Source organism: Actinomyces sp. zg-332 (assembly GCF_011751945.2).
In the GTDB taxonomy this organism is placed as follows: domain Bacteria; phylum Actinomycetota; class Actinomycetes; order Actinomycetales; family Actinomycetaceae; genus ZJ293.
Window position 1 is genome coordinate 20,069 of the sequence record NZ_CP064951.1, and the last position, 12,339, is coordinate 32,407.

Sequence of the window (12,339 nt, forward strand, 5' to 3'; positions counted from 1 at the left end):
AACTGATTTAGGTTTATTGATTAGAGAAGTTTTTGGCTACTTGAAATATTTAGTCTAACTTTGTTCAAATTAGAAAAATTACAAGAAATATGCGTAAAATAGTGAATTTTCATTGATGTATTAAAAACAAAGTGAGTGCGATACTTTTACGACAGAGTTTTCCACAATTTTAATATCCGCTTCTTGTAAGCCGAATATTATTGCTACACTATAAATCAGAGCAGGTACTAAAATGTTTAATATAACTGTGTAAAATCACTGTTATGCAAGTAGTGGAGAAGTAATGAGTGCAGAGACAAATAAATATAAAGCCCTTGTTAGTGTAGCTATGAAACAAGAAGCTCAGCCTTTCTTGGATTTAGCTGATGTAAAGCGTGAGTTCAAAATTAATAATGTTGCTACTGGTTGGGAACTAGAACACGAAGGTGTTAGGTTTATTTTAGTACAAAGCTGTGTGGGGCTGGTCAATGCAACTGTTGCTGTTTCTAGTGTCTTGGCTCAATATGACGTTGAGTACGTTTTTTCTGCTGGTTCAGCTGGTGGTATGGGTGCTGATATACGTGTAGGTGACATAGTTTGTGGTACTGATTACACTTACAACGGTGCTGATGCACGTATTTTCGGTTACGAATTAGGTCAGCTACCACATATGCCTGTGAAATACTTTGGTGATGAAAAACTTTTAGATGTTGCTAAGTCTATTCTAAATGAAGACCGTATTTTTTATGGTCAAATAATTTCTGGGGATAGCTTTGTTACAGAGGCTAATATTGGTACTAAACGTGAAGATTACCCTGAATGTTTGGCTACAGACATGGAAACAACAGCTATAGCTCAAGTTTGTTATGTAAATGATATTTCTTTCTTATCAGTTAGGTGTATTTCAGATTTATGTGGTCCTAGTGCTGATAAAGATTTTTACATGGATCTTGATCGTGTAGTTTTGCGTAGCGCTAAGACTGTTTTAAATATTTTGTCTGCTTTATAAAGTGATTATTGGGAGTAAAAATTATTCCTACTTAGTTTTTCTCACTTTCATTTACAGAGTTTGTAGTTTGCAATAAGCAGTAAGCAGATATGTGATGATGTGAGAAAAACTTAGCTTTATCTTAGAGTTTTGTTCAAAACAGTTATGGCAGTAGTAACGCTATTGTTGCTATTGTTATTACTTCAACTTTGCCCTCGCATTGGGGTAAATGAGTGAGTGTTTGCCAATAGTGTTAGTAGTGTCTATGAGCTTTGTTTAACTTGCGTTTTGAGTTTATAGCTTACTATGTGAGTCATTTATTTTGTATTTACAGAATAACTTTCAAGGAAACAGGCAAATGTGTTTTTGGCTAATGATAGAACTAAGCTAGTTATATCATCTGTTAGATGTATTTGGTTGTCTTTTTATTTTTGATATAGGTTATAGTAAAACTACTTGTCACTTGGCTGTGACAACAATACGCTTATTTACTAGTTATTGTATCTACGAATCTAGCATTCTTGTCTTTATAAATTTATTTCACAGATTATCAGGTAAGTACTACTTTTACGCTATAAGTTTTATTTTTTAGAAACTGTTTTGTGGTGGTATTTAATCTTTATATAAGCTATGCTTTACAATTTTGAATTATTACGTGGCTACTTAGTTTAAAATTAGAGCTCTGATTCCTTTACAAATAAAGTTGCTGAATTAGTTACCATGTCTTTTGGGGAAATTATTGAGCATTAGTTATAAAAACTCTATTTCTGTCAAAAATTTATTTACATCGTTATATATGTGTAGGTGAGCAATAAAATCACATTCAGGTACTTGAAAATGCAGGAAAGTAAGTATATTGAGGATTGGATAATTATTAATCTATTTTATAAATGAGTATGCGACTTATATTAACCAAGCAAACCATTAATATAAGTCGCGATACTCTTTATTGTGCCACTGTTTCCAGCAAGTTTATTTAGTAGTGTCCACCGTAATGGATGTATATTTTTGTCTGCTCTACATCACTTATGACTTTGTCCATAGCTTTTCTGTCAACATCACTTGTCATTGTGTCACGTTTTTTCTACAAATAGTTTCGTAGGCTATATCTCATTGGAACTAAGCATAGTGTAGCGATTATTCCACCAGTTAAGTACGCTGTCCAATCCATAATTCCTCCTGAGTTATATTAATTGTATGTATGGGGTTATATAGATTAGGTCTACATAAACCTGCCCATAAGCCACATACATATTTTTTCCAAAGAGGAATTTGAGGTTGTGTAAATATTCCTATACACGTGTTTCTATTTGGAAACCAATCCCTATATGGTGCTCCAGTTATTGGTTTTCCTTCATAAACACATAATTTTCTATTCCGTTGACTGAATCTATGAATTAGTATTCGTGTAGGATAGAAAGTAGCAAGAATAAAATTACTTACAACCTATAATTAAATTATAAATTAAATTAATGGAATTATTCAAGATTAATGATGTGGATATTATTTCTTTATAAAAATGATATTTAATAAATCTTAAGACAAGATATTGTGGTTCGACACGCCAAAGAGAATAAATCTAAAAAAGTTTTCCACATTTTTCTGAATATTTTTTCAGAGGTTTTACACAGCTTATTTACCTGAAAACTCGCATAAATACTAACGAAAAATATTTATAGATTTTTTAAAACAAAAGTTATCTACATACTTTCCACAAATTTTCCACGAAATATACACATTATATGGTAGACACAATATATAGTGGTTATAGACATATTTGAATACAACAGCTAGTATTATCTAGTAACAAAAAAAGAATTACATAAATGAAATTAACACGGTAGTAACCGTTAGGGAAATAAGAGGGAAAAGATGAGCATCACAGTCTACACAAAACCAAGATGCGTACAGTGTGACGCCACAAAACGTGCTTTAGATAAAAAAGGAATTAATTACGAAACAGTAGATATTGCTGAAGATATTCAAGCACTAGAGTACGTAAAATCCCTAGGCTATCAGCAAGCACCAGTTGTAGTTACAGACAACGATCATTGGGCAGGTTTTAGGCCAGATAAAATTTCAATGATAACTGAAGCTGCATTAGCTGTCGCAAACGCATAAGCTTTCGTAAACGATGGCAACACTTTTCTATATAGTGTTGCCATTAATTTATGTGTTAATAAATTATTTAGGAGTGATAAACGTGGGAAATATAGTTTATTTCTCATCAGCCTCTGAGAACACAGCTCGGTTCGTAGAAAAACTCGGGTTGCCGGCTCGTCGTATACCGCTACTTCCAAAAGATCCTTTTTTGGAAGTTGATGAAGAGTATGTTTTGATAGTTCCGACATATGGTGGCGGAAATATAAAGGGAGCAGTACCTAAACAAGTAATTAAATTCCTAAATAATGAACACAATCGTTCGCTATGTAAGGGAGTAATAGCTTCTGGTAATACAAATTTTTCAGAAGCATATTGTATAGCGGGCGATATTATTGCACAAAAACTTGGTGTACCTTTCCTATATAAATACGAATTACTAGGTACTCCACAAGATGTCGAAAAAGTACGTGAAGGATTGGAAAAGTTTTGGCAGAAACACTAACCGACACAGGTTTAGAAGAAACAAACGAACAAACTGACTATCATGCATTAAACGCAAAGCTAAACTTGTATGATGCTCAAGGCAAGATTCAGTTTGATGCTGACAGACAAGCAGCTCGTCAATATTTCTTGCAGCACGTTAATCAAAATACAGTGTTCTTTCACAATTTACGTGAAAAAATAGATTACTTGCTAGAACATAAATACTATGAAAAAGAACTGTTTGACAAATACTCATTCGAGTTCATAAAGTCACTATTCAAGAAAGTCTATGCTAAAAAATTCCGTTTCCCTACTTTCTTAGGTGCTTTCAAATATTACACATCTTATACCCTAAAAACTTTCGATGGAAAACGTTACTTGGAAAGATTTGAAGACCGAGTAGCGATGGTTTCACTATACCTAGCTGATGGTAACGAAAAACTAGCTGAACAGATTATGGAAGAAATAATCTCGGGTCGCTTACAACCAGCAACACCAACTTTCTTGAACGCTGGAAAAGCTCAGCGCGGTGAACTAGTTTCATGTTTCCTCCTTCGCATAGAAGATAACATGGAATCAATTGCTCGTGCTGTAAACTCATCACTACAGTTATCAAAACGTGGCGGAGGCGTTGCTTTATGCTTAACAAACTTGCGTGAAGCTGGAGCTCCTATCAAGAAGATTGAAAACCAGTCATCAGGTGTAGTTCCAGTAATGAAAATGCTCGAGGACTCCTTCAGCTATGCTAACCAGTTAGGTGCAAGGCAAGGTGCTGGAGCTGTTTATATTAATGCACACCATCCGGATGTTATGGAATTCCTTGATACAAAGCGTGAAAATGCTGATGAAAAAATCCGCATTAAAACACTATCATTAGGCTTAGTTATACCAGACATAACATTTGAAATCGCTAAGAAAAACGAAGATATGTACTTGTTCTCACCATACGATGTTGAGCGAGTATATGGAAAACCAATGTCAGATATCTCAATTACTGAAAAATATTATGAGATGGTAAATGATGGTCGTATCCGTAAAAAGAAAGTAAATGCTCGTCGTTTCTTCCAGACTATCGCTGAAATTCAATTTGAATCAGGCTATCCATATATTGTATTTGAGGATACAGTAAACCGTGCAAATCCAATTGATGGTCGTATTTCGATGTCAAACTTGTGTAGCGAAATTTTGCAGGTATCTGAGCCAAGTGAATATGAGCCAAACTTAAACTACAAAGTTATAGGTAAAGATATTTCATGTAACTTGGGTTCAATGAATATAGCTAAAACAATGGAATCGCCTGACTTTGGTAAAACAGTTGAAGTAGCTATACGTTCCCTAACAGCTGTTTCTGATAAATCAGACATTGAATGTGTGCCATCTATTGAACGTGGTAACAAGATGAGTCATGCTGTTGGTCTAGGACAGATGAACTTGCATGGATATTTAGCTAAAGAAAAAATCCATTACGGAAGTGAAGAAGCTCTAGATTTTACAAACATATATTTCTATTGCGTAAACTATTATGCAATCTTAGCTTCAAGCAAAATTGCTGAAGAAAGAAATGAAACTTTTGCAGGTTTTGAAAAGTCTAAGTATGCTAGTGGCGAATACTTTGAAAAATACATTAGCAAAGAGTGGAAACCAGAAACTGAACGAGTTCAAGGACTATTCGAGCAAGCAGGTATTGAAATCCCAACAGTTGAGGACTGGAAAATACTTGCCGAAAGAGTTGCTAAATATGGAATGTATAACCAGAACTTACAAGCAATTCCACCAACAGGTTCGATTAGCTACATAAATAACTCGACATCTTCAATACACCCTATAGTTTCACGCATTGAAATTCGTAAAGAGGGCAAAATTGGACGTGTATACTATCCAGCTCCATACATGGATAACGATAACCTAGAATATTACAAAGATGCTTACGAAATTGGTCCTGAAGCAATAATTGATACGTATGCGGTAGCAACACAGCACGTTGATCAGGGATTGAGTTTGACTTTGTTTTTCCCAGATACAGTTACAACTCGTGACTTGAATAAAGCACAAATTTACGCATGGAGAAAAGGTATAAAGACTTTGTATTACATTCGTTTGCGTCAATTAGCTTTAGAGGGAACGCAAGTTGAAGGTTGTGTATCTTGTATGCTTTAGAGCAACTTTAGTTGTATGCTTGAAGTATAACTAGTTATAAGTAATAAGCTGTAAATATAGAAATAAGGAAAAGTATGAGCGAGATTAAGCTTGTAAATAAAGTTCAAGCGATTAACTGGAATAAGATTGAAGACGATAAAGACTTAGAAGTATGGGATCGTTTGACTGGTAACTTTTGGTTGCCTGAAAAAATTCCATTGTCTAACGATATTCAGTCATGGAAAACTTTGAAACCACACGAGCAACTTATGACTACACGTGTTTTCACAGGTTTGACAATGCTAGACACTGTGCAAGGTACAGTTGGTGCTGTTAGTTTGATTCCTGACGCAATTACCCCACATGAAGAGGCTGTTTATACAAATATTGCTTTCATGGAATCAGTACACGCTAAGTCATACTCTTCAATTTTCTCAACTCTAATTTCAACTGCTGAAATTGACGAAGCTTTCCGCTGGAGTGAAGAGAACGAAAACCTACAGAAAAAGGGTGAAATTATACTTAGCTACTATCATGGTGATGATGCTGAAAAACGTAAAGTAGCTTCCACTATGCTAGAGTCTTTCCTTTTCTACTCAGGATTTTATGCTCCAATGTACTGGTCATCACACGCTAAGTTGACAAATACAGCAGATCTTATCCGTCTAATTATTCGTGATGAAGCTGTTCATGGCTACTATATCGGTTACAAGTATCAGAAAGCCCTAGAAAAGGCTTCAGATGCTCGTCGTGAAGAACTGAAAGACTATACTTTCTCCTTGTTGTATGAACTATACGAAAACGAAGAACAATACACAGAAGATTTGTATGACCCAATGGGGCTTACAGAAGATGTCAAAAAATTCTTACGTTATAACGCTAATAAGGCTTTGATGAACTTAGGATATGAAGCATTGTTCCCACCAGAAGCTACTGATGTGAACCCTGCAATTTTGGCGTCACTTTCACCAAATGCTGATGAAAATCACGATTTCTTCTCAGGATCTGGTTCATCATATGTCATCGGTACAGCTGAAGCTACTGAAGATGACGACTGGGATTTCTAAAGATTGCGAATAAAATTTATAAATTCCTATATTTATAGCTAGATTTATTAGGGTGTGAGCAATGTTTCACACCCTAATAATTTTTTAAAAACAAATAATGTTTCACGTGAAACAACAGCATTTTATAAATTTCTTTCGTCATATGTTGCAAAGATGTGAAATTTTATAGCTTTGTATACTTGGCGATAGATTTTCAAAATTAATTTTTCAAGGCAAATATTCGCTTATTTTACTTGTTTTTTGGCTCAAAAGTTTAGGGCTACAATATTTAGAAATTGTAGCCCTATATTGAATGCTGAAAGTAATTAGGTTGATTATTTAAACCTTAAATCATTCCTAAAATGTTTCCATCATCGTCAATATCGATATCTAAAGCTGCTGGTAGTTTTGGAAGTCCAGGCATTGTCATAATATTACCCACTTCTAAGACGACCATTCCAGCTCCGGCTGATAAACGAACCTTACTGACAGTTATTGTAAATCCTGAAGGAGCTCCTAAGAGCTTGGCATTATCTGAGAAAGAGTAAGGAGTTTTAGCGACACAAATAGGTAAGTTACCGCACCCCATTTTCTCTATTTCTACCATGCTTTTACGAGCAGCACTTGAAAATTCCACATTGCTAGCTCCGTAGAACTTTGAGGATAACTTTGAGATTTTTGTCTCAACAGTATCTTCTAAATCGTAAGGATAGAAATTAAGTTGCTCTTTACCTTCTGATAAATCTTCACCAGAAGTAATTTTTACGACAGTTTCAGCTAAATCAACAGTACCTTCACCGCCTGCACTAAAACCATCACAAATATCACAAGGAACTTCAAGCTTCTTACATAAATCTTTTAGTAGCTCTACTTCTTTATCTGTGTCACTAGAGAAACGGTTTATTGCTACACATACAGGCTTGCCGAATGATTTCATGTTTTTTACATGGCGTTCTAGGTTTACGAAACCAGTTTCAAGAGCCTGCAAGTTTTCTTCAGTCAACTCTGTCTTGTCGACTCCTCCGTTGAATTTCAAAGCTCTAATGGTTGCTACTATTACCACAGCGTCAGGGTATAGCCCACTAGTTCTACATTTGATATCGAAGAATTTTTCAGCCCCAAGATCTGCCCCAAATCCAGCTTCTGTTATAGCATATTCGCCAATTGATAGAGCCGTGCGAGTTGCTAGAACACTATTGCAACCATGAGCAATATTAGCAAAAGGACCACCGTGGACTACAGCTAAATTACCTTCGGTTGTTTGAATGATATTAGGTTTGAAAGCTTCAACGAGCAAAGCCATCAATGAGCCGACTATTCCTAAATCTTCAACTCGTACAGGTTTATTATCAAAGGTATAAGCAACGATTATATTATTTAGACGTTTACGCAAGTCATTTAAATCAGTTGCTAAACAAAATACTGCCATAATTTCAGATGCAACACTAATCATAAAGCCATCTTCGCGAGTTAGCCCATTTGTATGCGGACCTAAACCTATTACGATATCGCGCAAAGGACGATCATTCATGTCTAAAACACGTTTCCACAATATACGCTTAGGGTTTATATTCAGAGAATTACCTTGATGAAGAGTATTATCTAAAACAGCTGCTATTAGGTTATTTGCTGAAGTTATTGCATGAAAATCACCTGTAAAATGTAGATTTAAGTCATTTTCAGGTATCAAGCAAGACTTTCCGCCACCGCTAGCTCCGCCTTTCATTCCAAAACATGGACCTAGAGAAGGTTCACGCAAAGCAGCAACTGCTTTTTTGCCTATTTTGTTTAACCCTTGAGTTAAAGATATGGTAACTGTTGTTTTACCCTCTCCTGCAGGTGTTGGGTTAATTGCAGTTACAAGGATTAATTTGCCTTTTTTCTTGTCTTTATAAGTATTTTCTTTTATGAACTTGTAAGACAACTTTGCTTTATATTTGCCATATAGTTCTAAATAATCGTCTTTGATCCCAAAACTATTGGCAACTTCACTGATATGTTTCATTTTTTAGCCTTTTCGTAGAGGTGGTTAAAAGTGTAACATTCAGCGCCTATTATCTGTATAAACAACTCATATTTATTTTAAAAATATTTATTTTATTTGTGTGGTATTCGGGTGAAATTTTACTTTTGATTACTTAGTTATTCAGTTATATTTTGAGTCGTTGCTTTTAGGATTTTAGGAAATATACTTTTAGCCAGTCTGGCTGGGTAATTTTGTGCGTCCTCTGTGAGAATTACATTGTGCATTGTTATGTTTATAGTTGCCATTATTGTGTCGATTATGTTACTCATGCTTATTGTTGGTCTTAGATTCATTTTATCTAAGTACTCAATTAATGTCTGTGAGAAAGCATTTTTAGTGTAACGCATTGCATCTTTATATGGTTGTATACATTCAGGTGTGCGTATTGCGTACAAGTAAAATTCGGTTCTAATTATGTGGAAATCTAGGTCTAGGGGTACTTTGGTAAGGATTAGCTCTATTACTTGTTCTGGGTCAAGGCGTTCAGTGTTTTCTTTAGTGGTTTCGAACAAGTTTTGTGAGTACGCTTTTACTAAGTTGGCAAATTCTTCATGCATTAGTATTTGTATTAATTCGTCTTTTGATTCAAAAGTTGAGTAAAAAGCTCCACGTGTGTAACCAGCGTTCTTTGTTATATTTTCGATAGTAGTACTAGCAATACCGTGTTTTATAAAAAGTTCTTTAGCTGATGACAGCAAATTTATTTTTGTATTTTCTTTGTTTCTTTTACTCATTTGTTTGTTTGTCATATATATCCCTTTTTCCTTTAATATATTCTTGCATATTTAAACTTTAAAAGGTATCTTAAGTGTATATAAGATACGTAAATGTATTTTATATACATACATTTAGTTCAACTACGTATTTAAATGCTGTGTCGAACTAGTTGAAGTGTTTGGAGGTTGTTTTCGTGAGATTCATAACCTCTAGATATTTTCTCACACTTCAAAGGAGTAATCACTGATGCTATGAGGTGCGAGTTTTCGTACCTCATGGTTGTTATATTTGTCATGTTAGCATGTTTGAAAATTTTGAATAAAATCGAGTGTATTTTTTGCTGTATTTGAAAAATGATGTATTCTTTACTTGTAATTAGATACATGTTCGTATCTAAAATAGATTAATTAGATACGCAACCGTATTAAGGATGTTTTATGACTGTAAGCGATATAACTAAGTCAAAACTTAAATTAGTGACAATCATAGTAACACTAATAGCGATTCCATTAATGTATGTATATTTAGGAACGCTACTTTTAAATGGTTCAGATCCAGCTGAAAAATTAAAGAATATAAATGCAAGTATTGTTAACCTAGATCAAGGTATTACTCAAGATGCCGAAAAGGTTAATATAGGTGAAAAAATTGAAAAAACCCTTTTAGAAAGTGATAAAGGGTTTAATTGGATAAAAGAAGATAACTTAGCCAAGGCGAAAACAAATTTAGAAAATGGTAATCACAAAGTAGTTCTAACAATACCAAAAGACTTCACAAAAAATATATCTAATTTACCAAAAAATGCTTCTACAGAACCAAAAATGGAACACATAACACTACAAACTAATGATGCAATTAACTACAACACTGGAACAATTGCAGATACAGTTAGTAAAGTAATCCAGGCAGAAGTTAGAGCAGATATTACTAAAAAGATGAGCAGTAAAATGCTTAGCTCTATAACAAAAATCAAAGAGTCATTAGTAAAAGCTACAGATGGTACTGGACAATTATCAGAAGCTACTGAAAAACTAAATGGCGGTATAAACAAACTAAAAGCAGGAACAGATCAGCTAGTAAATAAAATTCCAGACCTAACTAAAGGAACAAGCCAACTAAACGATGGTGCAAATAGACTATCACTAGGCTCAGAAAAACTAGAAAGAGGTCTACAAGAACTAAGTGCTAAAGCTCCTCTTATTCCAGAAAACATAGGAAAAATCAACACAAATCTAAAATCTTTAGCAAATAACACTCAAGCATTATCAGGAAGCATAGCACAACTAGCCCAAGGCATAAGCTCTGTAAAATACGGATTAAATTCAGTTAACTCATCACCTAATGGAAATGTAAATGTGCTAAAAGACAGTATCGGAGCATATACGCAAGGTGTAGACAGCATAATTGCAAACAAAGAAGGACTAAAACAAGCAGGACAAGGTTTGCAAAATATAACTCGTCTATTGGATGGCACAAATCAGAAAATTACACAAACACAACAAATAATTGAAGAAATGTGTCAGACAGCACCAATGGCAGGAAGCCAAACTTGTACACGTTTGCAAGCAACAAAGCTACAGCCTCAAGAACTAGGTGCGTTACAAACATCAAGCCGTCAAACAGAAAAAATAGCACAAAGCCTACTACAAATATCAGAAGGATTTGCAAAACTAGAAGGCAAATCAGCTCCGCTAAACCAAGGTATTACAAAGATAGCTGGTGCAGTAAAACAATTAAACGATGCATCAGTAAAGCTTGAAAATGGTGCAACTAAACTAAATCAGAGCGCACCAAAGCTAAACGAAGGCACAAATAAGTTATCACAAGGAGCAAACGAACTATACTTAAGCTCACAAAAACTACCATTGGGTATTGCTAGTGCGTATCAAGGTTCAGCTCAGCTAAACGCTGGTCTACACACGTTGAATAACGGCACAAGCAAACTAAACCAAGGTGTAAGTTTATTGAGTGGTAAAGTGCCTCAGCTCACAGATGGTGTAAATAAACTAGCAGATGGTAGTGGCAAAATAAACGATGGAGCACACAAACTAGATGAAAGTTTGACTGAAGGTGCTGAAAAGATTCCATCTTATGACGAGGCTACTTCTCAAGCAATAGGTACACATATAGCTAAGCCTATAGAGGCTAAAATTGAGCGTATACACCCAGTTATGCATAGTGGTATCGGAACTTTGCCATACTACCTATCACTAGGTTTGTGGTTACTACCATTGCTAGTGTTCTCATTAATCCCAGCACTATCACGTAACGAAAATAACCAGATTAATCTAGCTAAATCTCTAGGATTAGCAGGTGTGGTTGGCATAGTAGAAGGTTTATTCGTCGGGATAATAACAAATACATTGTTTGGACTATCACTGGCAAACCTAGGTGGATTTATTCTAGTAATCACTTTATCAACCCTAGCATTTACACTCGTAAATCAAGCATTAATTGCTTTGTTCTCAAGAAAAGGTAAAGCGATTTCCATTTTGCTTCTAGTTTTACAGATGGTAGCAACAGGATTAACTTATCCAATGGATATAATGCCAAGCTTCATACAGACAATAAGCTCATGGCTACCACTAACCTACACAACTGAAGCAATCAGAATATACACTTCAAATGCTGGACAGAGCTTAGCAGTTCACATGACTGTACTAGCAATAACAGCATTTGTAGGAATACTAGGAACGATTTTGGCGACAAAGTATGCTTCTGAGAAAAATAAAGCATAAGCTGAAGTCTTTATAGTATTTGTTCACACCCCTAATAAAATAACACAAAAATTATGAGAGCTATGTAAAACCGTGGCTCTCATAAATTTTTAAACGAATACTGGCAATTGGAGTACAATTTCT

Annotated in this window: 8 protein-coding genes; 6 read left to right on the forward strand and 2 right to left on the reverse strand. The window is 34.9% G+C overall.

From position 1 onward, the window contains the following. Nucleotides 1-283 precede the first annotated feature (283 nt). From mtnN to nrdF, 5 genes are all read left to right on the forward strand, one after another. A complete protein-coding gene (gene mtnN / locus HCQ94_RS00105; protein WP_166982691.1) occupies nucleotides 284-988 on the forward strand; it encodes a 5'-methylthioadenosine/S-adenosylhomocysteine nucleosidase in 705 nt (234 codons plus the stop codon). A 1,851-nt stretch (nucleotides 989-2,839) separates the two neighbouring features. Beyond that, nucleotides 2,840-3,088, forward strand: a complete 249-nt coding sequence (gene nrdH / locus HCQ94_RS00110) for a glutaredoxin-like protein NrdH (protein ID WP_166978165.1) — start codon at nucleotides 2,840-2,842, stop codon at nucleotides 3,086-3,088. Between the two features lie 82 nt (nucleotides 3,089-3,170). Next, nucleotides 3,171-3,572, forward strand: a complete 402-nt coding sequence (gene nrdI, locus HCQ94_RS00115) for a class Ib ribonucleoside-diphosphate reductase assembly flavoprotein NrdI (RefSeq protein WP_166982693.1) — start codon at nucleotides 3,171-3,173, stop codon at nucleotides 3,570-3,572. Next, nucleotides 3,557-5,710 carry a class 1b ribonucleoside-diphosphate reductase subunit alpha gene (gene nrdE, locus HCQ94_RS00120; RefSeq protein ID WP_166982695.1) on the forward strand — a complete coding sequence of 718 codons (2,154 nt, stop codon included), beginning with the start codon at nucleotides 3,557-3,559 and terminating at the stop codon, nucleotides 5,708-5,710. Before nrdI ends, nrdE begins: the two co-directional genes overlap by 16 nt. A gap of 74 nt (nucleotides 5,711-5,784) precedes the next feature. Continuing rightward, a complete protein-coding gene (gene nrdF, locus HCQ94_RS00125; RefSeq protein ID WP_166978159.1) occupies nucleotides 5,785-6,756 on the forward strand; it encodes a class 1b ribonucleoside-diphosphate reductase subunit beta in 972 nt (323 codons plus the stop codon). Between the two features lie 325 nt (nucleotides 6,757-7,081). Here nrdF and HCQ94_RS00130 read toward each other — a convergent pair whose 3' ends face one another. Together HCQ94_RS00130 and HCQ94_RS00135 are read right to left on the reverse strand one after the other, a co-directional pair. Then, nucleotides 7,082-8,740 (reverse strand): formate--tetrahydrofolate ligase, encoded by a 1,659-nt coding sequence (locus tag HCQ94_RS00130; protein WP_166982697.1) that lies wholly within the window; start codon nucleotides 8,738-8,740, stop codon nucleotides 7,082-7,084. A gap of 137 nt (nucleotides 8,741-8,877) precedes the next feature. Then, nucleotides 8,878-9,510 carry a TetR/AcrR family transcriptional regulator gene (locus HCQ94_RS00135; RefSeq protein WP_166978155.1) on the reverse strand — a complete coding sequence of 211 codons (633 nt, stop codon included), beginning with the start codon at nucleotides 9,508-9,510 and terminating at the stop codon, nucleotides 8,878-8,880. A 405-nt stretch (nucleotides 9,511-9,915) separates the two neighbouring features. Between HCQ94_RS00135 and HCQ94_RS00140 the strand changes: the two genes are divergently transcribed. Continuing rightward, nucleotides 9,916-12,216 carry a YhgE/Pip domain-containing protein gene (locus tag HCQ94_RS00140; protein ID WP_166982699.1) on the forward strand — a complete coding sequence of 767 codons (2,301 nt, stop codon included), beginning with the start codon at nucleotides 9,916-9,918 and terminating at the stop codon, nucleotides 12,214-12,216. Nucleotides 12,217-12,339 lie beyond the last annotated feature (123 nt).

Bases quoted from the DNA above. Each gene is read 5' to 3' on its own strand.
- mtnN (WP_166982691.1), top strand. From the start codon at position 284: ATGAGTGCAGAGACAAATAAATATAAAGCCCTTGTTAGTGTAGCTATG.
- nrdH (WP_166978165.1), top strand. From the start codon at position 2,840: ATGAGCATCACAGTCTACACAAAACCAAGATGCGTACAGTGTGACGCC.
- nrdF (WP_166978159.1), top strand. From the start codon at position 5,785: ATGAGCGAGATTAAGCTTGTAAATAAAGTTCAAGCGATTAACTGGAAT.
- HCQ94_RS00130 (WP_166982697.1), bottom strand. From the start codon at position 8,740: ATGAAACATATCAGTGAAGTTGCCAATAGTTTTGGGATCAAAGACGAT.
- HCQ94_RS00135 (WP_166978155.1), bottom strand. From the start codon at position 9,510: ATGACAAACAAACAAATGAGTAAAAGAAACAAAGAAAATACAAAAATA.
- HCQ94_RS00140 (WP_166982699.1), top strand. From the start codon at position 9,916: ATGACTGTAAGCGATATAACTAAGTCAAAACTTAAATTAGTGACAATC.